The sequence below is a fragment of the Formosa sediminum genome, from assembly GCF_007197735.1.
In the GTDB taxonomy this organism is placed as follows: Bacteria; Bacteroidota; Bacteroidia; order Flavobacteriales; family Flavobacteriaceae; genus Formosa; species Formosa sediminum.
Genome location: NZ_CP041637.1, coordinates 1,170,200 through 1,194,336, shown reverse-complemented (window position 1 = coordinate 1,194,336; position 24,137 = coordinate 1,170,200). Strand labels below are relative to the sequence as shown.

The 24,137-nt window shown below is 33.3% G+C and carries 16 protein-coding genes; 7 read left to right on the top strand and 9 right to left on the bottom strand.

Annotated features, from left to right (window positions below; genetic code table 11):
* Positions 1–112: 112 nt before the first annotated feature.
* The 3 genes from glmS to FNB79_RS05195 all read left to right on the top strand — a co-directional run bounded on the left by glmS (position 113) and on the right by FNB79_RS05195 (position 4,205).
* Positions 113–1,963 (top strand): glutamine--fructose-6-phosphate transaminase (isomerizing), encoded by a 1,851-nt coding sequence (gene glmS / locus FNB79_RS05205; protein ID WP_143380301.1) that lies wholly within the window; start codon positions 113–115, stop codon positions 1,961–1,963.
* Positions 1,964–2,329: 366 nt separating this feature from the next.
* The gene (atpD, locus tag FNB79_RS05200; RefSeq protein ID WP_143380300.1) at positions 2,330–3,838 is read left to right on the top strand and encodes a F0F1 ATP synthase subunit beta; all 1,509 of its coding nucleotides are present in this window, start codon (positions 2,330–2,332) and stop codon (positions 3,836–3,838) included.
* Between the two features lie 73 nt (positions 3,839–3,911).
* Positions 3,912–4,205, top strand: coding sequence for a FoF1 ATP synthase subunit delta/epsilon (locus FNB79_RS05195; protein ID WP_143380299.1), 294 nt, complete (start codon positions 3,912–3,914; stop codon positions 4,203–4,205).
* Positions 4,206–4,404: 199 nt separating this feature from the next.
* On the opposite strand, the gene FNB79_RS05190 is transcribed toward FNB79_RS05195, so the two are convergent.
* The 5 genes from FNB79_RS05190 to FNB79_RS05170 form a co-directional block, all read right to left on the bottom strand.
* The gene (locus FNB79_RS05190; RefSeq protein WP_143380298.1) at positions 4,405–4,845 is read right to left on the bottom strand and encodes a LexA family protein; all 441 of its coding nucleotides are present in this window, start codon (positions 4,843–4,845) and stop codon (positions 4,405–4,407) included.
* A complete protein-coding gene (locus FNB79_RS05185) occupies positions 4,842–6,098 on the bottom strand; it encodes a Y-family DNA polymerase (protein WP_143380297.1) in 1,257 nt (418 codons plus the stop codon). Before FNB79_RS05185 ends, FNB79_RS05190 begins: the two co-directional genes overlap by 4 nt.
* 108 nt (positions 6,099–6,206) lie before the next feature.
* Complete coding sequence (locus FNB79_RS05180; RefSeq protein ID WP_143380296.1) at positions 6,207–7,547, bottom strand: sugar MFS transporter; 1,341 nt, start codon at positions 7,545–7,547, stop codon at positions 6,207–6,209.
* 38 nt (positions 7,548–7,585) lie between these two features.
* The gene (locus FNB79_RS17175) at positions 7,586–7,924 is read right to left on the bottom strand and encodes a hypothetical protein (RefSeq protein WP_185967842.1); all 339 of its coding nucleotides are present in this window, start codon (positions 7,922–7,924) and stop codon (positions 7,586–7,588) included.
* A gap of 601 nt (positions 7,925–8,525) precedes the next feature.
* On the bottom strand, positions 8,526–10,028 hold the full coding sequence (locus tag FNB79_RS05170) for an aminotransferase-like domain-containing protein (protein ID WP_143380295.1): 1,503 nt from the start codon (positions 10,026–10,028) through the stop codon (positions 8,526–8,528).
* Between the two features lie 71 nt (positions 10,029–10,099).
* Here FNB79_RS05170 and FNB79_RS05165 point away from each other — a divergent pair, with 71 nt between their 5' ends.
* From FNB79_RS05165 to FNB79_RS05155, 3 genes are read left to right on the top strand one after another with little or no spacing between them, the layout of a single operon-like run.
* On the top strand, positions 10,100–11,920 hold the full coding sequence (locus tag FNB79_RS05165) for a TonB-dependent receptor plug domain-containing protein (RefSeq protein WP_143380294.1): 1,821 nt from the start codon (positions 10,100–10,102) through the stop codon (positions 11,918–11,920).
* A gap of 49 nt (positions 11,921–11,969) precedes the next feature.
* The gene (locus tag FNB79_RS05160; protein WP_143380293.1) at positions 11,970–12,833 is read left to right on the top strand and encodes a cupin-like domain-containing protein; all 864 of its coding nucleotides are present in this window, start codon (positions 11,970–11,972) and stop codon (positions 12,831–12,833) included.
* Positions 12,834–12,874: 41 nt separating this feature from the next.
* Positions 12,875–13,363: a DUF6646 family protein gene (locus FNB79_RS05155; RefSeq protein WP_143380292.1), complete on the top strand. Its 489-nt coding sequence runs from the start codon at positions 12,875–12,877 to the stop codon at positions 13,361–13,363.
* A gap of 57 nt (positions 13,364–13,420) precedes the next feature.
* Here the strand turns inward: FNB79_RS05155 and FNB79_RS05150 are convergent, their stop codons facing one another.
* A complete protein-coding gene (locus tag FNB79_RS05150) occupies positions 13,421–13,894 on the bottom strand; it encodes a regulatory protein RecX (protein ID WP_246073358.1) in 474 nt (157 codons plus the stop codon).
* A 190-nt stretch (positions 13,895–14,084) separates the two neighbouring features.
* On the opposite strand from FNB79_RS05150, the gene FNB79_RS05145 reads away from it, so the two are divergent.
* Positions 14,085–18,557, top strand: coding sequence for a choice-of-anchor D domain-containing protein (locus tag FNB79_RS05145; RefSeq protein WP_143380290.1), 4,473 nt, complete (start codon positions 14,085–14,087; stop codon positions 18,555–18,557).
* Between the two features lie 47 nt (positions 18,558–18,604).
* Here the strand turns inward: FNB79_RS05145 and FNB79_RS05140 are convergent, their stop codons facing one another.
* The 3 genes from FNB79_RS05140 to porZ are packed head-to-tail and all read right to left on the bottom strand — an operon-like array spanning position 18,605 to position 24,083.
* A complete protein-coding gene (locus FNB79_RS05140; protein ID WP_143380289.1) occupies positions 18,605–21,013 on the bottom strand; it encodes a TonB-dependent receptor plug domain-containing protein in 2,409 nt (802 codons plus the stop codon).
* Positions 21,014–21,033: 20 nt separating this feature from the next.
* A complete protein-coding gene (recO, locus tag FNB79_RS05135) occupies positions 21,034–21,753 on the bottom strand; it encodes a DNA repair protein RecO (protein WP_143380288.1) in 720 nt (239 codons plus the stop codon).
* Positions 21,753–24,083 carry a type IX secretion system anionic LPS delivery protein PorZ gene (gene porZ, locus FNB79_RS05130; protein ID WP_143380287.1) on the bottom strand — a complete coding sequence of 777 codons (2,331 nt, stop codon included), beginning with the start codon at positions 24,081–24,083 and terminating at the stop codon, positions 21,753–21,755. The genes recO and porZ overlap by 1 nt, the downstream gene beginning before the upstream one ends.
* Positions 24,084–24,137 lie beyond the last annotated feature (54 nt).

Below are 24,137 nucleotides of genomic sequence, written 5' to 3'. Positions count from 1 at the left end.
TTTTATCAGCATAACCAAAATAATTTGACAGGAATTATCTCGCGAAAAAGTTCCTAAATTATTGACGTACAGTATTAGATATTTATTATTTATAAACAAAAAACTAAAATATATGTGTGGCATTGTAGGATATATAGGCTACAGGGAAGCTTACCCAATTGTAATTAACGGACTTAAACGTTTAGAATATCGTGGTTATGATAGCGCAGGAATTGCGATATACGACGGAAACGATTTAAAAGTTTGCAAAACAAAAGGTAAGGTTTCAGACCTAGAGACGCGTGTTGAAAAAGAAATTCTAACAAAAGGCACTGTTGCTATCGGACATACACGTTGGGCAACACATGGTGTACCGAACGATATAAACTCGCATCCGCATTATTCTAATTCTGGAAATTTAGTAATTATTCACAACGGAATTATTGAAAATTACGAATCTCTAAAAAAAGAACTTATAACAAGAGGATATTCATTTAAATCAGATACAGACACAGAAGTGTTAATTAACCTGATTGAAGATGTTATGAAAAAAGAACACACCCTAAAATTAGGCAAAGCAGTACAAATTGCACTTAACCAAGTAATTGGCGCCTATGCAATTGCTGTGTTCGATAAAAATAAACCAGACGAAATTGTAGCTGCAAGACTAGGTAGCCCATTAGCTATTGGTGTTGGTAAAAACGAATTTTTTATTGCCAGCGACGCTTCTCCTTTTTTAGAATTTACTAAAAACGCAATTTATTTAGAAGATGAAGAAATGGCTATTATTCGTTTAGGCAAACAAATAAAAGTTAGAAAAATTAAAGACGATTCAATGGTCGCTCCCTATGTTCAAGAACTCCAATTAAACCTTGAGCAAATTGAAAAAGGAGGCTATGAGCATTTTATGTTAAAAGAAATATACGAGCAACCAAATGCAATTTTAGATACGTTTAGAGGCCGATTATTAGCTAAAGAAGCAATAATTAAAATGGCTGGTATTGAGGATAATATGAAAAAGTTCTTAAATGCAGACCGTATTATAATTGTTGCATGTGGGACTTCTTGGCATGCTGGATTAGTATCTGAATATATTTTTGAAGACCTAGCGCGTATTCCTGTTGAAGTTGAATATGCTTCAGAATTTAGATATAGAAATCCAATAATTACAGAAAAAGACATTGTTATTGCCATTTCACAATCTGGTGAAACAGCAGATACTTTAGCCGCTATTAAATTAGCAAAATCTAAAGGCGCATTTGTTTTTGGAGTATGTAACGTTGTTGGATCTTCTATTGCAAGAGAATCTGATGCTGGTGCTTACACGCATGCTGGTCCAGAAATAGGAGTTGCTTCAACAAAAGCGTTTACAACTCAAATTACGGTTTTAACCCTAATGGCCCTAAGACTTGCGAGAGCCAAAGGCACTATTTCTAGTTCAGATTTCCGTCATCATTTAATAGAATTAGAACTTATTCCTGACAAAGTAAAAAAAGCATTAGAATCTGATGCTTACGTGAACAGCGTTGCAGACATTTATAAAGATGCTAAAAATTGTTTATACTTAGGCCGTGGATTTAATTTCCCTGTTGCTCTAGAAGGCGCCTTAAAATTAAAAGAGATTTCTTACATACATGCAGAAGGTTATCCTGCTGCAGAAATGAAACACGGACCAATAGCCTTAATTGACGAGCAAATGCCAGTAATTGTAATTGCTACTAAAAAGGGACATTACGAAAAAGTAGTAAGCAATATACAGGAAATAAAATCTAGAAAAGGTAAAATTATTGGTATTGTAACAGAAGGAGACGAAAGTGTAAAAAATCTAGCAGATCATGTTATTGAAGTTCCAGAATCTTCAGAATTTTTAACACCACTGTTAACTACTATTCCGCTTCAATTATTATCTTATCATATTGCCGTAAAATTAGGCAAAAACGTAGATCAACCTCGTAACTTAGCAAAATCGGTTACGGTGGAATAAAGACATCTAAACACAATTACATTTAAGGTATTTTAAACTCTGGTTTTTAATGCCTTTTTTGTTTCTACACTTAAAATAGGACCTACAAAAAATTACAGCATATAACTACATTAAGACTTAAAGACAGGACTGTAGGTAAAAATTATATTTTATTAAAATCATAAAAAACATCAATTAAAGTGTTACTGTTTGTCTAAATACAATTAATAGCCTAAAAAAAACAAAATATCTTTAATTTAAGGCGGTTAGAATTACGTAAAAAAGAGAAAAACATATTAATTTTTAAATATAAACTATTATATTTGCAACGTGAAAAAATAGTTGTTTTTCAAGAAAATTAAGCAAAAATCTATAAACATTTAAGTAATGTCAAAAGTTACAGGTAAAGTTGCACAAATCGTTGGTCCCGTTATCGATGTTGTATTCGACTCAGAAGGAGAACTTCCAAAAATTTACGATTCATTAGAAATTACAAGACCTGATGGTACACTTCTAGTCTTAGAAGTACAATCTCATATAGGTGAAGATACCGTTCGTACTATAGCGATGGACTCTTCAGATGGATTAAGTAGAGGTGCAGAAGTAGTTGCAACAGGGTCTCCAATACAAATGCCAATTGGTGGAGATGTATATGGTAGACTTTTCAATGTAATTGGAGATGCTATTGATGGTTTAGGAAACTTGCCAAAAACTGGTGAATCTGGATTACCAATTCACAGACAAGCACCAAAATTCGAAGAATTATCAACGTCTACGGAAGTTTTATTTACAGGTATTAAAGTAATCGACTTAATTGAGCCTTACGCAAAAGGAGGTAAAATTGGTTTATTTGGTGGTGCAGGTGTTGGTAAAACAGTATTAATCCAAGAGTTAATTAACAATATTGCAAAAGGTCACGGTGGACTTTCAGTATTTGCTGGAGTTGGAGAACGTACTCGTGAAGGGAATGACCTTTTAAGAGAAATGTTAGAATCTGGTATTATTAAATACGGAGACGACTTTATGCACTCTATGGAAGATGGCGGATGGGATTTATCTAAAGTAGATAAAAACCTTATGAAAGAATCTAAAGCAACTTTCGTATTTGGACAAATGAACGAACCACCGGGAGCACGTGCGCGTGTAGCCTTATCTGGTTTATCTATTGCTGAATATTTCCGTGATGGAGCTGGAGATGGACAAGGAAAAGATGTACTTTTCTTCGTAGATAACATTTTCCGTTTTACACAAGCTGGTTCAGAGGTATCTGCATTATTAGGTCGTATGCCTTCTGCCGTTGGTTATCAACCAACATTAGCTACAGAAATGGGAGCTATGCAAGAGCGTATTACATCAACTAAAAAAGGTTCTATTACATCTGTACAAGCGGTTTACGTACCTGCAGATGATTTAACAGATCCTGCTCCTGCAACAACGTTTGCTCACTTAGATGCAACAACTGTATTATCTCGTAAAATTGCTGAGCTTGGTATTTACCCTGCGGTAGATCCATTAGATTCTACATCTAGAATTTTAACGGCAGATATTTTAGGAAAAGATCACTATGAGTGTGCTCAAAATGTAAAAGAGTTATTACAACGCTATAAAGAATTACAAGATATTATTGCAATTTTAGGAATGGAAGAATTATCTGAAGAAGATAAATTAGCCGTAGGTAGAGCAAGACGTGTACAACGTTTCTTATCTCAACCTTTCCACGTTGCAGAACAATTTACTGGTATCCCTGGAGTTTTAGTAGATATTAAAGAAACAATTAAAGGATTTAATATGATTATGGCTGGTGAATTAGATCACTTACCAGAAGCAGCTTTTAACCTTAAAGGTTCTATTGAAGAAGCTATCGAGACTGGAGAAAAAATGTTAGCAGAAGCATAATTAGTTAACTGTTTTCAGGTATTGATATCTCTTTTATCAATCACCTTAAACAACTAACAAACAACTTTAAAATATGTATTTAGAAATTGTATCGCCAGAAGCCACTTTATTTAGTTCGGAAGTAGATGCCGTTACTGTACCTGGTGCCGATGGCGAATTTGAAATGCTTAATCATCACGCCGCTATAGTATCACTGTTAACAGCAGGAACTATAAAAATCAAAGTACATACGCAACAACATTTAGTGTACGATGAATTACATCCTGAAGTAACACCACATCTTTCTGATAATAAAGTTTTAACTTTAAATATTAAATCTGGTACTTTAGAATCTAAAGACAATAAAATTATAATATTAGCAGATTAACAATTTTATTCCTCATATAAAAAAGGCCTCAAAATTTTCATATTTTGAGGCCTTTTTAGTTTTATAAACATATATTAATCGAAGTCGAAATCATCAAAATCAGAATCATCATTAGTCCCTGTGCTATATTTATACATCAGAATTCCAATCATAATAACAGTGATTAATACTGGAACATATTCTTTCATAAAAACTACAACTACACGCGTTTAATCACATTAGTTACAATCCCCCAAATCACAAAATCGTTAGCATCTGTAATTTGTATAGGTTGGTATTTTGGATTTTCAGGTAACAACCAAATTTCATCGCCATCAACTTTTAATCGTTTTACAGTAAATTCGCCATCTAAAAAACAGACCGCAATTTTATTATGAGTTGCAGATAAGCTTCTATCTATAACTAACAAATCATTATCGTCTAAGCCTGCTCCTATCATAGATTGTCCGCTAACCCGTGCAAAAAATGTTGCTTCTTTGTTTTTTACTAACTCTGCATCTAAGGATAAGCGTTCTTCTTTAAAATCGTCGGCTGGCGAAGGAAAACCTGCAGATATACCTGAATCTACAAAAACAGCTCCAGAATCGGGAACTATTTCTGGTGTAAAAAAGGTTAAATTTTGACTTTTATGTAACATCATTTTACAATAATAATATCATTAATATTGGTTGTATATTTTGGAGACAAACGGTTTTGTTTCATCTTCCATGTACGTGTTAAATCCTGACTACCTAATTTAATTGTATGCCCTTTATACTTCGTATTTAAGGCGTCTATAACACGCATTAAAGGCTTGTGTTTTGGGTTTTCTGAAGTAAATAAATCCAATTGAAAAGCATCATTAGGCACCAATCCAGTAACCACAACTCCAGCACGTTTATATTTAACTCCAGATTTAAATAACTGTTTAGCTGCACTTATAGCTTGTGTACTAATAAGTAAAGATGAGTCTGTAGGATATGGCAATGTAACCATTGTACTCCCATACTCACGCGCTTGATCTTTTTTATGTCGGTCACTGCTTAAATGTACAATAATCATATGACAACTGCTTTTCTGTTTCCGCAATTTCTCGGCACAACTTGTAGCAAATGTAGAAATCCGTTCGGTAATATTATCTATATCGGCATACGTACCTTCAAAACTTCTTGTTGTTGCAATAGACTTTTTAGGAGAAGGTTCCTCTAAACTAAGTGTCGGGTTGCCTAACAAATCTTGTTTTAAACGCCACTCTACAATAGAAAACTCTTTTCTGATAAATGCATCGGATAGTTGAGTAAAATCAAACGCAGTATGACAATTAATACGTTTTAATCGTTGTGCTAAACGTCTGCCTATTCCCCAAACATCTTCTATTTTAAACCATTTTAAAGCTTTAATTCTAGAAGCTTCAGAATCTATTAAAAAAACACCTTTGGTATATTCTGGGAATTTACGTGCAATTTTATTCGCAACTTTAGAGAGTGCTTTAGTTGGCGCAATTCCAACACACGTAGGAATACCTGTCCATTTTAAAATTCGTGTTCGTATATCCTGTCCGTAAGTTACAAAATCAAAATCTTTAAAACCTTTAAACTCTAAAAAAGCTTCATCTATACTATACACCTCTACATCTGGCGTAAACTGTTCTAAAATACGCATAACGCGAGAACTCATATCGCCGTATAATGGATAGTTAGAAGAAAACACATGAACGTGGTTTTCCTTAAAAAAGGCCTCATACTTAAATGCAGGAGCTCCCATAGGCAACTGTAATGCTTTAGCTTCGTCGCTACGCGCAATAACACACCCATCGTTATTTGATAAAATAGCTATGGGCTTACCTCTTAAATCTGGATTAAAAACCCGCTCGCAGGAGGCATAAAAATTATTACAATCAACTAAAGCATACATGCGATAAAGGTACATATTTATCATATATCTTTATCGCATGCCGCTTATATAAGCCTGTTAAAATTTAATAGAACAGACTCTGACTTAAAAATAAAAAACATCTTTGTGTTATGTCTTTTTAAGTCCTACTTTATGTCCGTAGACAGCGAAAAACAAGATAAATACATAACACGGAATTAAAATCCAGTATCCAGAAGTTGCTGCCGTTGCTGTTGCCACAGATTCTGCTAAACCTTCTGCTAGTAAAACTTCTTTTTTAGAATCTACTAAAGCACCATATAAAGGCGGTATAATTGCTCCTCCAGAAATAGCCATTATGAGTAATGCTGAAGCTGTTTTTGTAAATTTACCCATCCCATTTAAAGCTAATGGCCAAATAGCTGGCCACACCAAAGCATTAGAAATACCAAGCGCTGCTACAAATAACACCGAAGTAAATCCAGTGGTTGAAAGCACGCAAATAGCAAATAGTATCCCTAAAATAGCACTAACTTTTAATGCCAATACCTGACTGATATATTTAGGAATTAAAAACACACCCAAAAGGTAAGTACCTACCATTGCAAAAAGTGTCATTAAAGTAAACGATTTGGCCTCTTCTCCGGGCATCCCTAACGATAAACCATAGGAAATAATAGTATCGCCAGCAATAACTTCAACCCCAACATATAAAAATAATGCGAGCACCCCTAGCCATAAATGTGGGAATTGAAAAACACTGGTTTTTTTAACAACCACAACACCATCTGTGTCTTCTTCATCTACATCTTCAGCTTCAACATGTGGTAATGGTGCTTTTGTTATTAATACGGCCAAAATAAATAGTACAACAGCCATAATTATATAAGGCATAACTACACTATCTGCCATTTCATTTAAAAGTGTTGTTTTTTCATCAAAAGAAACTGTTTTTAATTGTTCCTGAATCTCGTCTATACCAGATAATAAAATAGCTCCAAAAATTAAAGACCCTAAAGCTCCCGCTATTTTATTAGCAATACCCATAATTGCAATACGTTTGGCAGCACTCTCCATAGGTCCTAAAATAGTGATGTATGGATTAGATGCCGTTTGCAACAATGTCATCCCTAATCCTTGAATAAAAATCCCTGTTAAAAACACCCAATATGTACGTGCTTCGGCCGCAGGAATAAACACTAAAGCACCTATACCCATAAGAGCTAACCCGAAAGACATACCTTTTTTATAACCTACTTTTCCAATAATATAAGATGCTGGAAGAGCCATAACTACAAATGAAATATAAGAAGCAGAAGCGACTAAATAAGACTGCGCATCGGTTAATTCATTAATGGTTTTCATAAAAGGGATAAGTGCCCCATTAATCCAAGTTACAAATCCGAAAATAAAAAATAATCCAGCAATAATGATTATAGGCACCAAAGAATTATTCTTCTGTGACTCTTGATGTTCTAAGGTTTTAGACATGATAATTAAGTAAATGATTTTAAATTAATATAGGTTATTTAAGTTTGAGGGTCTTCCGAATTAAAGATGCGCTCACGTGCAACTTTTACGTAATTTCTCCCAATAGGTATTTTTCGGTTAGCAATTTCTATAGTATTTCCTTCAATAGATTTTATCTTATTTATAACTTTTAACAAGCGATTAAGCAGTCGCCTTAAGAAATAATCTAAAATATTGATATCTGTTACAAATCTTATCACATACAGTTCGCCTAAAACAACAGCAATAACCTGATATAATCCTAAAAACCTACCTGTATTATCTGCTTCAGGCCAAATATTTTTGGTTACAAACACATCATTTAAACCTTTTCTAACCAAAGAAACTAAAGCTAACATTAAAAATAACCATAATTAATACTACCGATATCGTTTACCTAAAATTAACTTAGAGATTATATATACACCCTGATATTGCACAACATTAAAAGCTGTATTAAGTTGGATTTCAAAGAGTAGCAGCAACCATTAAAATAACTTCCGCTTTTCACAATATTAAATAAGAAGTAACCTACCAAAAAAAAAGATATAATTTTTGATAAAATTTGATTGCTTTACATCTTGTTTAAACAAGGGTAACATTTTTAATGTTCTACAATTTCCACCCTAAAACACAAATAATAATTAAGCAATTTTAGCAATATAATAGTTAATTCACAATAAAAATCGATTTTCTTTATTAAAAAAAACACTTAGATATATCTTAGATAATTTATCTTCTAAATGCTATTGCTTAGATATATTTAAAAACATGATTACAACTCACAAGTAACAACACTACTATTTTACTTTTAAAGTATTTCAATTTCAGATGCTTCTCAATTTATGTAGCTTAATTTAATTAATAGACGCATTAAGAACATACTTTGCTATTGTTTGTTTTTTTTAACCCCAATATTTAATACATGAAGTTTATTTTATTACCCAAATTATCTAATTTTCATTTTTTTTGCGAAACTATATTGATATAAATATGTTTTAAAATACTTACCACCTCCTCTATTTCAATCTCATTTAGATGCCCAAATCCAAAACGGATAGCACAGGTATGTTTGTCTTGATATAATATAGTTTTAGGAATATAAAGATTATTTTTTTCTGCTTCTTCGGCAAGTTTAAGTAACGATATTTCAGGTTTAAACTCTAACCAAATCGCTAAACCACCAGTTGGTACCTCCCAAAATATTGTATTTCCAAAATGTGTACTTAAACTATTGCATAAACAATCGCGACGTTGTTTATAAATGATGATATTTTTTTTAATTAAACGATTAATTTCTCCTTCGTAAATCAACTCTGAAAGCATTTGCTCTTGGATTAAATCACCCTGTTGATCAAGCAATTGCAAATAATTTTTAGCTTCAGCAATTAAATTACTAGGCGCCACTACAAAACCCGTTTGAAAGCTAGGAAATAAGGATTGACCAAGTTTGCCTAAATAAATAACCAGTCCGTTAGCATCTGAACTTGCCAATGGCAGCATGGCAGAACCTTCAAACTGAAAATCGTAATCGAAATCATCTTCAATAATTGCAAACTTATATTGTTTTGCCAATTGTAACAATTTTAAACGCCGTTCTGCACTTAAAGTTATTGTAGTGGGATAATCTCTGTGTGCACAAATATAAACACAACGAATACGCCCTTTTTGAAAATGTGTTTTAATATAATCTACATCTAATCCATCCTGATCTACAGGAACGGTTTTTATGATTGCACCAACTTGATGAAAAATCATATTTGCAGCATAATTACTTAAATGCCCTACCAATACAATATTATTTTGTTTAATAAGTAATTGCGAAACAATATACAAACTCATCTCTGTGCTTCTGGTACTTATTAAATTATTAGGTTTTATATGAAAACCACGCGTTGCATTTAAATAATTACACAATTGATTTTCAAATTCTGAATACGAGCCATCTCCTACCCGATTCCACTTTTTAATTAATGGTTTACGTTTCATTGCGCTACTATACCATCTTGAAAATTGAATAATAGGATGCAAACGCAAATCTGGCTTCCCGTCGTTAATAGCATAATCTGCTTTAGTTTGTTGGTGTATAGAGGCTAAATGCAAAGCATTTTGAAACGGAAATCCGGTAGTTTCTGCATAGGCTTTAGCCTGATTAAACTGCTGTGTAGTGGCTTTAATTTTAGCAGTTTTTTGCTCTGGCACCAACACAAATGTGCCTTTATTAGGCAAAATTTCTACCCAACCTTGAGCGGCTAGTTCGTCGTAAATAGCAACAGCAGTATTGCGATGAACTTTTAGCAACGCACTCAAACCTCTAGTACCAGGAAGTAATGTCCCTTTTATTAAATATCCCCGTTGTATTAAATTCACTATTTGCTCTGAAACCTGAATATACACGGGTTTAGATCTCGTTTTATCGAAATCTATTAATTTCAAAAGAAGTGTTTCAACCGGACTATTCATTGTTTTAAAACTGGACTAGTTTAATAGTCCGTAAAGTTACGATATTTGCAACGTTTTTTTAAATCTTAAATATGACAACAACCAAGTTTTTATCTGCTATTGCAATTTTGACCTCAACTATTACAATAGCCCAAGAAAATATGCAACAAGAGGAATTAGAGGAAGTTATTATAACGTCAAGCAGAATTGAACTACCATTCTCTAAAAACTCCAGATCTATAAATATTATAACCTCTACAGACATTCAAGAATCTGGAGTTACAAATGTTGCCGATTTACTACAACAGGTAGCTGGAGTAGATATTCGCCGACGTGGAACTGCTGGAATGCAAGCCGATTTATATATACGTGGTGGAAGTTTTGACCAAACCTTACTACTTATTGACGGGATTAAAGTAGATGATGCACAAACAGGACATCATACCATGAACATGGCATTACCTATTGATGTTATAGAGCGTATTGAAATTATCTCAGGTCCTGCTGCACGCGTTTTTGGACAGAATGCTTTTACAGGAGCTGTAAATATTGTAACTAAAAAACAGACTGAAGACATGCTTTCTGTAGACACACAAACAGGATCTTTTCACACGCTTAATGCAGCCATAACTGGAGGAGTTAATTTAAAAGACTCTAATCATCTCGTACATGTATCAAGAAACACGTCTGAAGGTTATAGACACAACACAGATTACGACAACCAAAATTACTTTTTAAAAAGCACATTTAATAAAAGTAAACTTCCTATAAATGTATTAGCTTCTATGTCTGAGCGTAAATTTGGTGCAAACGGGTTTTATGCTACTCCCAGTGCGACTGAACAATACGAAGAAACACAAACCAGTTTAATTGGCGTATCTACCAAAATTAAACATGACAATTGGATTTTTAAACCACAAGTATACTGGAGACGTAATCAGGACCTTTATTTATATACCAGAGACCAGCCAACAGGATATAGAAATTTACATATTACCAATAAAGTGGGTACAGAATTTAACGGATCTTACACCTCAGATTTAGGAATTACAGGTTTTGGTGTAGATTTATCTAAAGTATATATTGTAAGTAATAATTTAGGAGATCACGATCGTTTTATGGGCACAATGTTTTTAGAACACCAATTTAAAGTGTTAGATAACAAATTAGATATCACACCGGGAATTGCCCTAACTTACTTCTCCGATTTTAAATGGCATGCCTTTCCTGGAATTGATTTAGGTTACGAAATAAATAATAATTTTAAAGTGTATGGTAATATGGGATATACCTACAGAATCCCAACCTATACAGATTTATATTACAGTGATCCTACCACACTTGGAAATGAAAACTTAGATCCTGAAGAAGCTATAGCTGAAGAAATAGGCGTAAAATACAATCATAAGAATTTTTCTGCTTCGGTAGCTGTATTTAATAGAGATTCAAAAAATTTAATAGATTATACAAAAGAAAATGAAGACGATTTATGGGAAGCATCAAATATTAGAGAATTAAACACTAAAGGTATAGATGCATACTTAAATTATAATTTTTCCATTGGCACTTATAACCAAACTATAAACACTTCGTATACTTATATTGAAGACGAAGTCCAAGACATAAACTCTAATTTTTCTAGGTATTCAATAAACTCTTTAAAGCATCATTTTGTAGCTCGATACAGTTCTCAGTTTATTAAAAACATCTCGCAATCTATTATTTATAAATATGCAGAACGTACTTCAGGAGAGCATTATACTGTAGTAGATGCTAGTATTAATTACACCTTAAAAACTTTAGAGTTTTCTGTCATTGCCAATAATATTTTTAATGAAGAGTACACAGAATCTAACCTTGTACCTATGCCAAAAGGAAATCTAATTTTTGGTTTAAAATACACGTTTAGGTAATAAATTTTATAACATTTTATTATCTTGCAGGTTTAATTATTTTTCACTTTTGACATTAAATCTGCAAGATATACCTCGCATTAAAACCATTAGTAAAGAGGATTTTATAAAACACTATTTTAAACCTCAGAAACCTGTGGTAATCGAGCATTTTATTGATGACTGGCCTGCGTATTCTAAATGGAATTTAGATTATATTAAAGCTGTAGCTGGAGATAAAATCGTTCCGCTTTACGATGACAGACCTGTAAATTATAAAGACGGCTTTAATCAAGCTCATGCCAAAATGAAGATGAGCGATTATATAGATTTACTTAAGCGAGAACCCACAAAATACAGAATATTTTTGTGGAATATTTTAAAAGAAGTGCCGCAATTACAAACAGATTTTACGTTTCCAGATTTTGGTTTGCGACTCATGAAAGGATTACCTATGCTATTCTTTGGCGGAAAAGATTCTTATACATTTATGCATTACGATATTGATTTGGCTAACATTTTTCATTTTCATTTTGAAGGTGAAAAAGAAATTATTTTATTCGATCAAAGTCAAAATAAGTTTCTTTATAAAGTGCCACATGCTTTAATAACCAGAGAAGATATAGATTTTCATAATCCCGATTTAAAACAATGGCCTGCATTAAAACATGCAAAAGGGTTTAAAACCCAATTAAATCACGGCGAAGTACTTTATATACCAGAAGGCTATTGGCATTATATGCGCTATATTACACCAGGGTTTTCAATGAGTTTACGCGCTATTGCAAGACACCCAAAACATTTAGGTAAAGCACTTTATAATGTATTTATTATGAGAAATTTTGACAATCTAATGCGAAAACTTAAAGGTCAAAAATGGATAGATTGGAAAAATAAACAAGCCATAATTAGAACTTCTAAATATAATTCCTAAATTTAAGTATAAAACCTATATTTGACCAAAATTTAAAACCCATGAAAAATCTATTATTAATCGCATGTTTATGCGTAGTTAGCTTCGCTAATGCACAAGCTTTTAGAGGCAAAGGCGATCAGAAATTTCAAATTGGCGCTAGCTTTCAAGACAACGGAACAGGAATTAACGGAACTTACGATTTTGGTGTAGGCGAAAATATTTCTTTTGGTGTGTCTACAACTTATTTATTAGGTGTTAACGATGATTTAGATGCCGATTTTGGAGATCGTTTTGACATTAAAGCACGTTTTAATGCTAACTTATCTTCTGTTATTGGCATGGATGAATTTGATGTCTATCCAGGATTAAGCTTTAGCACAAGAAATTTTGGAGGCCACGTTGGTGCTAGGTATTTCTTTACTGACGGTTTTGGAGTATATTCTGAAATGAGCTTTCCTATTGCAAAATATGAAACAGAAAGCTTAACTGCTGAAGAAAAATTAAACAATCAATTTGTGTTTAGTTTAGGAGCATCTTTCAATTTATAAGCACAACTTTATATATTAAAAAAAAAGGAGTTTCAAAATAATTTGAAACTCCTTTTTTTATGGAATTAATTCTTTCACCTTCTCGTAAACCATCGACGATTCCCATCCGCGATATAATAGATAATCGGCTAATTTTTTTCGTTTTTTATAAGTATTCGACTCTTTAATCAATTCACATCTACGTGCTGCTAAAGCATCAAAAGTGCCATAATAGTCTAATGTTTCTAACTCTTTTAGTCCAGTTTCAATGTTATAACGACTAATTTGTCTACGTTTTAATTCTGCCGTTAATCGGTTTCTCCCCCAATACTTAAATTTAAATTTCCCTCGAACATATGCTTTAGCAAAACGTTCTTCATTTAAAAAATTATGTGTAACTAAGTGTACAATTACAGTATCTATGGCCTCAGGAATCATATGCATATTACGCAATTTATCTTGTACTTCTTTGTGGCAACGCTCTTGATAAGCACAAAAGTGCTCTAAAGCCCGCTTTGCTTCTTCTACGGTAAATATTTTATGGGAACCTATATTCAATTTAAAAAATATTAAGATTTGTGTTTTCATTAAACAATACACGTATAAAGCACAAAATCAACACAAACACTCTTAAAAAACAACATAAATATTAAATTTATTCTCAATATTTATGTAATTTGTGAATTACAATTTTGCACGTATCTCACAAAAGATACCATAAAAATAACTTATTTCCTCCCATATGAAAAAAAACTACGACTTAACCTTAGTACTAATTTGCTGTACCACAACTTTTGGTTTTACGCAAATATTTGATGAGAACTGTTCCACCAAACCCAGTGATTGGACATTTAATAGTGTAGCGCAAGAAAGCAGATATTCGCTTCTTGATAACAGCGATGATTATGTTATCAGTGAAACTTTTGAAGCTTATGATAAATTAGAGCTAGTCACAAACTTAAGATCTAATAGATCGGGAAGCGTGCTAGCATGTCCCATTGAAATTGCAGGTGATGGCGGATCTACTTGGACAGCTAGATCATTTACACAAAATAATATCACTAAAAGTTATACCAATTATACTTTTAACATTGGTTCACTTTCAGGCACTGATAATAAAATAAGACGGAATAAAATATCTGGAAATGAAGAAAATAGAACTTTAAGGATTGACAATTTAGAATTAAATGAAGACGCTATTGCAACCGGTGATTGTGCTAGTGAATCATTTTCTAACATCGGAGATTCAAGTTCTTATATAACAAGAAACTGGATCGGTGACAACGGTATAGATTGGACAGCTACTGATACTAGAACAGATGAAGATTTAGATGGAGATGAGGCCATTGTAATTAGAAGTGGATCTTTAACTAATGACACATCATTTCCAGGTGGTTGTGGAATTATTACATTTGATTATGCTCGTAAATTCAATAACAATTCTACCCTAAAAGTTTTTATTAACGGTACTCAGTATGGAAGTGATATTTCTGTGGCTATTGATACTAGCAACACTTTTTCTACCACTGTAAACGTAAGTGGCCCTATAGATGTAGAGTTGCGTAATAGTGGAAATAGAACTATAATTTCAAACTTAAGTTGGACCTGTTATACAGGAAGTCCTAATCCAGAACTACAATTGGTAGACAACACATCTACAAATCAAAACTGTGGGTATACTATAGATTATGGTAGTCAAGCCATATCTACAAATACAGATCTTACTTTCGATATAGAAAATAATGGTAGTGCAGATTTAGATGTAAGTGCCTTTAATGTTACTGGAGATTATACTATTGTTTCACCAGCAACTCCTTTTAGCATAACATCTGGTAATACGCAAACAATTACAGTAAGGTTTACACCAACCGTTAGGGGAACTAGAACAGGAAGCATTACTATTAATAATAACGATCTAGACGAAGGGACATGTACAGTAAATCTAACAGGAGAAGGCTACACACCAGCACCCGAAATAGATGTAGAAGAAAATACGAGAGCATCCATACCTAGTGGTGCAACTCCTAGTATTGGACATAACACCATTTTTGCAGCAACTGTAATGGGCAACTCAACCGCCCCTAAAACGTATTATGTACATAATGAAGGTACGGCTAATTTAGATTTAACAAGCATTACATCTTCTAACCCTACAGAATTTCCAATAACTTTAAATCCAGGATCTACAACTATTGCCTCGGGGTCTGAAGAATATTTTGAAATTACTTTTACACCAAATGGTGTAGGAACCAGAACAGCAACAATAACAATTATTAATAATGATGCAGATGAAAACCCGTATACTTTTGAAGTACAAGGGACTGGCGAATGTGCAGCAGGCACTCTAACGCTATCACCTGCAACTGGGCCAATAGATACAGTAGTATATATAACATCTACTATTAGTAATTTTGGCAGTTTTACCACAGCAACTGTAAACGGTATTTCGGCTACATTAAATGTTACCTCCACATCAGAATTAGAGGTTACTATTCCTACGGGCGCAACCACAGGAAGTATAGAAATAACAGACGATTTAGGCTGTTTAAGTTCTGAATTATTTACAGTTATAGACCAAAAAATATCCAGTTGTGAAGGCGGTTCTGGAACAACAACCGATTTATTTATCAGTGAGGTAACAGATCACGGCAGCGGATCCCATTCATATGTAGAAATTTTTAATGGAACAGGTTCTAGTGTAAATTTAGCAAACTACGAAATTAGAATACATAATAATGGAAATAACTCTCCAACAAGTTCTATAGCTTTATCAGGAACTATTGCCAATAACGATGTATTTGTCTTTGCTTTTGGAGGAACTAATGCTACAGATAATAATGCAACACATGGTTACGATCAAGCGAGTAATGTTAGTGGTATTAATGAAAATGATAATATAAGGCTTTACAAATCTAATGTCTGGATTGACCTCTGGGGGGATACAGCCGGAAGCTCGTTTACTGTAACAACTAAAAATTACACTTACAGAAGAAAAAATTCTGGTATAACAGCGCCAAGTACCACTTGGAATGCTAGTGATTGGGATAGTTTTACTCCTGTAGATTATACAGATATTGGTACGTATGATTTTTCATTAGGTTCACCCCCAATTATTAACAACATTACAGCAACAGCTACTGCGTGTAACGAAGCTACCGTTACTGTATCTGCAACCGAAGGCTATGCAGGAGGAAACGCTCTACAATATGTTTGGTATGTGTTCAAACCTGAAGAATCTAGTTTAGGATGGAAAACCATCTCTAACGGTGGCATTTACACAACCTCTAGCGCTTCTCCAGATTTAATTATTTCGAATGCTAATAGTGTTTTAAGCTATCAGTATTATTGCGAAGTAAGAGAAAATGATGCTTCATGTTTTGAAGCCTCTACAGCCATACAAATTAATATTGGTGGCGCAATCTGGGATGGGACAACTTGGGTTTGGGACGATGGCACAGTAACAAATACAGTACCAACACTTGGAACAAATGTGATTATAAATGGAAATTACGACACCTCAACTGGAGGTTCTGAAACAAGTTTTAAAGCCTGTGAATGTACTATAAATGCGCCATATACTTTAACAATAGAAAACGATACATATGTTGTAGTTGGCAACAATTTTACGGTAAATGGGAATGTAATTGTAAAAACAGACGGCTCATTTGTTCAAATAAATGATGATGCCATTATAGATGGTGCTGTGTTAAGTGACAAGAGTAAAATTCAAGTCGAAAAAGAAACCTCTAGCTTAGGCTCGGCTGAAGAATATACCTATTGGAGTGCTCCGGTTTCTGGAGAAACCATTGGTAGTGCATTAGCAGATGCTAGACGTATTTTTTGGTACAACGGTCAAAATTATCTGGATGCAACTAGAGAAGTTAATAATGACAATAGTACACTAACTGGACAAGATGATGTTGATGACAATGGAGACGATTGGCAATATACTTCAGCATCAGGCGTCATGATTACAGGTGTTGGATATGCAGCAACTCATAATTCTTCAAGCACATTTCCTGGTCAATTTACGTATATTTTTGAAGGTCCCTTTAACAATGGAATTTATAATATTCCTATTTATAGAAATGATTCTGAGACAAACGACAACAACTGGAACCTTATAGGAAATCCGTATCCTTCGGCTTTAGATGCAGATTTATTTTTATCGCAAAATACTAACATTAACCAGAGTATTGGAGCTACTAATGGTGCTATATATTTATGGTCTCAAGCCACACCTTCTGATGCTAATGCAAACGGAAATCAAGGCTATAATTACGCACAAAGTGATTATGCTATAATTAATGGAACAGGACAAACTATGGGTGGTGACGGTATCTTACCAACGCGACATATACCATCTGGACAAGGCTTTTTTGTTTCTATGGATAATAATGCAACAGCTACTGTAGTATCTGGAGATATAAAAACAAGTCAAGTTGTTTTTAATAACAGCATGAGAGTCACAGAAAACAACACTCAGTTTTTTAGAACAACCAGTACAGCCAATAAATTATGGTTAAATTTAACGACAGATAACGGGATTATCAATCAAATTCTTATAGCTTATCTTGATGGCGCAACAGATGACGATGACGGTACTTTTTACGATGCTAAACGCAACAATTACGAAGACATTCACGCGATAATATACTCAAATATACCAACAGCTCCTGAAAACAGATATGTAATACAAGCCAAACATTCTAGCAGTTTAACTTTAGATGAAATCATTCCTTTTGGTTTTAAAACAACTATTACAGAACCTACTATTTACAGTTTATCTATTTCACAACTTGAAGGTGATTTTTTAACAACTTCACCAATATACTTATACGATAAGCTTCTTAATAAAATTCACGAATTATCTGAAAGCGAATATGTTTTTACTTCTGAAACAGGAACTTTTGAAGACCGATTTGAACTCGTATTTTCACAATCCACACTATCGGTAAATGACGCCACAATAACAACGACTGACGTTGTAATTACAGAGCTCAATAATGGTTTTGTAAAATTAGCAACCACATCTAATACCACTATTTCTAAAGTTGTAATATTTGATATGTTGGGCAGACGTATTTACAGCTTAAATGGCAACAATAGTACAGAAATTTACGACGTATCTAAATTGAGTAGAACAGCTTACATTGCACAAATTACGTTGGCTAACGGACAAACAATAAGTAAAAAAGCTATAAAAAAACAATAAGTTTATTAATACCCTAAAAAGCCTCATGTTTTATCTTGAGGCTTTTTTTATAACGTATATTTTAAGGCTACAATCAGGTTTCTACCAGCCGCCGAAATTCCTGATGAATAAGGACGATAACGCTGGTCTGTAATATTTTCTAAACTGGCGGTACAAGATAAACCAGAATTAAATTTATATTGAGTTCTTAAGTTTATAGTATACCAAGATGGCGAATACGGATTACCATTTGTATCGCTAGCATAAATATAATCTTTACTTTGTTCAGAAGGTGCTAAATCCAAATAAGACACCTCATCATTATACGTAGCAAATGCATCAATAGTCAGTTTATGTTTTTGCCAAGTTAAATGTGTGTTTCCAAAATTTGGAGCAGCATGTCTTAACGGGTAATGTGCTCCGTCTTCTACTTCATACCCACCAATAACATTATATTGTGACGTTAGTTTTAAAGCAGTTGTAAACTGTATTTGTATTCCTGCTTCAAAACCATATATACGTGCTTCGGCGGCATTTTGCATGGCTTGTACGCGACTGTATTCACCATTATAATCTATATATGTATTCCCTTTTATTTCAAAATCGCCTCGCACAATAGCATCGTCTAAATACGTGTAATAAGTCGCAGCATCAATAATTACTTTATCGTTTAAATTTACACGTACGCCCAAGTCGCCGGTATATGCATATTCAGGATCAATATCATCATTTGGGACTACTACAGCTCCAGGTTCAGAATCAAAAACCTTCCCTATATCGTCCATATTTGGCGCTCTAAATGCTGTTGAAAAATTTAATTTCCACTGTATAATTTCTGCAGGAATCCAACTAATTCCAGCGGCACCGGTTAATGCTCCTGTGTTAACTTTGGCAGTATCGAAAGGCAAGTTTAAAAACGCATTATTTGCTGTAAAATCGGCATGAGAAAACACATGATTATAACGTAACCCTGTTTGAAAAACAAACTGATCGCTTGGCTTATATTTTAAATTGGTATACGCAGAAATTGAAGACCAATCTGAACCATTTGGATATCTAGTAACCGCATTAACAACTGTATTATCCTCTATATTTTTTTGTTCGCCGTAAGAATGCACTTTATTAAAAACATACTCTAAACCATAAAATAATTCTGTTTTTAAACTGAGTTCTTTTTCTAAATCTATGTTTGACGAAAAGGCATCTACTTGCTCTTCTGTAATATTTCTAATAATAGATTGATAATCCCTATCTATTCTACTTTCTTGAAAATTTTGATAGGTAATATTGGCTTGAAGTTTATCGTAAAAATTCGAGCTTCTGTTTATTTTTGTTACTTGAAAATTTGACATAAACCAACGCTGAGGTCCATATTTCCATTCTGCAGAACGCAAATGATCATCTTGATATCTAATTAATCTATCGTATCTTGAATAGTCTGAGGTTGCAGAGTAATACACCCCTAAATCGTAACTTAAATCTTCATGGGGTGAAAATCTAAGCTTTTGCAAGAGATTAATCTGATTATAACCTGTAGGATTTTGAATTTTAGGATTTGAATTTTCAACCATACTGTCTACACCATTTTCTGTAACCACATACTCAGGACGCAGATAATCCTCTGGACCATGACTACCCATTCTTAAATCGTCAAAATCTGTATAACTCACACTGGTTAAAAAAGCCCATTTTTTTAATCCGATATTAAAATCTAAGTGACCCGTTTTTTCATTATTAGCAGAGGCGTATCGCACAACCGAATTCGCCGTAAACACTTGGTTTTCTGTATAAGCTAATTCTGGTTTTTTGGTATAAAAACTCATAACGCCACCTATAGCATCGCTACCATAAACTACAGATCCGGCACCCAAAATAACTTCGGTTTGCGCGATTGAAAAAGGATCAATAGAAATTACGTTTTGAAGATTCCCAGACCTGAAAATAGCATTATTCATACGTACGCCATCTACAGTAATTAGCAACCTATTGGTAGATAATCCGCGAATCATTGGACTTCCGCCTCCCAACTGGCTTTTTTGAATGTATACATTTCCTGTGTTTTCTAAAAGATCTGCACTCGTTTGAGGGTTATCAAAAGTAATTTCATCTGAAGATAAAGACAGTACTTTCTGAGGAATATCTCGTTTTAATTGACCAAATTTAGATGCTGATATAAGTACTTCCTCCAAACCTTCTGTTGAAGGATCTAAATAAATAACAGTTGTATTAAGCTTAGATTTTACAATTGAGAATTGCTGAAACGATAAATGCTTAAAAAAAATCACATCATTATCTTTAAATCTATCTAATGAAACTATACCTTCTAGATTAGAAATTTCGCTTTGTGTTTTTGTACTATTAAACACTGCAACCCCTGGAATTGGTGTAGCATCTTGGCTATTTAAAATGGTAATTTTTTGGGCTTGTATAGTTTGAAAAATAAAGAACAGTAAAGCAATAAGTAAAGTTTTATTCATACAGAATATTAAGTAGATTGTTAATTAAATACTTGATTAAAAATAGCTAACGATTTTGGCTTTCTAAACTGCACAAGATGCAATTCATAATATAAAAGCAACATCTCTAAAAACGATTGCCGCTGCTTTCCGTTCATTTTTATTGTGTCTAAATCATCAAAAATTATGCCTAATGCCAATTTTAAATACTTTAAATTATCTCCAGATATAGAATATATTCCAGTCGCATATTTTTCAAATTGACCCGTAGATAAATTAAAATAATTATAATCACTATTAGTCGTATCTGGCGCACATCCCAAATATTTTGTTAACTGTACTAGGAATACTAAATGAAAGTTGGCTGAATGGGGTGTTTCATCTAAAACCAGTAACGCATGTTCTAGAAATTCAAACAAATCAACATCTGCTTCTTCCTCTTTTAAAACCATTGCCAAAACATCGGCTAAAAACATAACAATGGTACTCTTAACTACCTGAGTATGTAATGTTGCATAGAGTACATTTACTTTTACATCTTTTAAGGTTTGTAAAGCTCTATTTTTGTTAAAATCTACTTCTATTTGGATTTGAGATAACAACTGAAAATAGGCCACTCTAGCTTTCCCTTTCCTGCTTTTAAGGACACCACGTAATAAAAAACTAACCACACCAAAATCCTTGGTGTAACAACTTACGATAAGATCGTTATCCCGATATTTTAATTTGGATAATACAATGGCACTTGATGATTTAAACATTATCGTATAATCATAAGTTTAAGCACTTTGGTTTCGAAAGTTTCTGTGTCTGATAGCATAATAATATACACTCCAGAATGCACCACATTATTAGCAAGATTTCTACCATTCCAAAATGCGGTTCCTCCATCAATTTCTAAATTATAACCACTATATCTGGAGTTTACATTAGATTGAGCTTCGGCCACTAAATTTCCTTCAATATCGGTAATTTTAATATTTACATGATCTGTGAGTCCTTTAATTTTTACTAAATCTTCTGTAATATTAAAATTAGGTCTCACAGGATTGGGGTAAACATAAGCATCTTTATAAGTCTCCTGCGTAGATGAACTCCCTGAATTATATGCCACCAATCCATTCTCTGTAGCAATAAACACTTTCCCATTTGTACTATCAATATTAATATCTGTAACGTTATTGGATGGTAAAGGAGAATTATCTTTTGTAAAATGAAATAGGGTTTCTTGTCCGTCTGATGACAAATAAAACACCCCTGAACCAATTGTTCCAATCCATTTGTTATTAGAGCCATCTACTTCTATACTCGTAATGTATTCTAAAGCTAACAATTCGCTTGCAACACCATCGTCTAACACGACAATTTCACTAGCTTCTACAGTACTTGAAGTAAAAAAACTAGAGGTATTATAAAGCACACGAAGTCCCCTAATTGTACCAATCCATAACTGGTTACTATTATCAATAGCGACAGCCTTCACTACGGTTGTTGGCATGTTTTCAGACTCCTCGCTTAAACTTCTAATTTGGGAAGTTCCCGCACTATAATCATAACCAATTACACCATTTACGTAACCACCTGTCCAAACCACTCCTGAATTATCTATAGCAATGTCTGAAAACCCCCATTCTCCATTAAGTCCATCTGAAAATAAACCTTCAAAACTATAAGATTTCCATTGACCAGTATTAGGATCGTAGGATTTTAAAGGACTAGATATACGCCCGCTTAAACTCCATAACACTCCATTACTATCAAAAGTGGTTGGATTTACACGAATATCTGTAGATCCTGAAACTTCTATAGGTTCTAAACCACTATTTGTTTCATCATGTAATGTTGTAACCACATCGGCTTCTACTTCTAAAATACCATCATAAAAAGAACTGATAAAAACTTGGTTAATTTTGTTTGGATTAATAGAAATAGTAGATAAGTTTCTAGCACCTAAAATACTATCTGTAGGAATATTTTTCCATACATCATTTTTTAGATGACTTAGGCCACGTGTTCTGAGTGGAAATGGGTTATAAGTTTCAGTAAAGTCGCCATAAGTAACCCACACATTATTATACTCTGCTTCAACAGAAAAAGGAGTATTCATTAATGGTCCATCTGGATGTATTTCTTCGACATTTAAAGTATTCCCTATTGGTGATTTTAATACTCCATAACTATCTGTACCAATATAAAAATCATTTATAGTAGTAATAGCTGCTGTAAAATTAGTATCTAGACCACCAACTTCTTCTAATAAATTAAAATCGCTTGAGTACAAATACACATAATTTTCTGTAGTGATGATTAACTCGTCGTTTGCAGATTTAACATCTAAAGGCGCACTAGAAAACACTTTTAAATTACTAAGATTTGTACTATTAACCCTAAATAAGGTACGGCTAGAATTTACAGCATATACGTTATTTGCCACAGCCTCTACCGCAGTAAAATTACCTGTAGCAATTGTAGACCACTGACTAAAATCTATTAAATTACTATTGTCTACAGCTGCACGTTTAAGTCCTGTATTACTCATACATGAGGCGTAAATATACCCATTAGCAATTGTAGTTTGTGTCACTATAGTCTGTACACCTGCATCACCAATAAAGTAGGTATCTCCAAATTCTAAACGACTTAAATCATATACAGAGATACCATAATTGGTAGAAATATATAGTAACCCATTGTATTCATTAAAATGATTGATTTGCTTACTCACAGATGGAATGGTGGTCTTATCTACAATGTCTACTACTGTTAACACTTCTGAAGTATCTTCTTTAATAATTTCAATTAAACCACTATCGTAACCAATGACTAAAGCTTGATAATCTAAACTATAATATAATGTAGAAATAGTTTCACCCGAAAGGCCTTGAATGGTTGAAAAAGTATTGATTTCCTGTGTTAAAGTATTATAAGTAAAGACAGCATTTTCTGCTACTGCGTAAATTATATTATCACTAGCTGTAACATCTTTTATATTATAATATGAAAAATATCCGTCCCATGTATCGGAATAATCTTGTGCCTTTGAAAAAAATGGACACAATGCCAAGAAAAGGATAAATACTCGTTTAAACATATAAGCTTTTTAATGTTTCAAATATATTTATAAGTAACGAGTTTTACAGTAAAA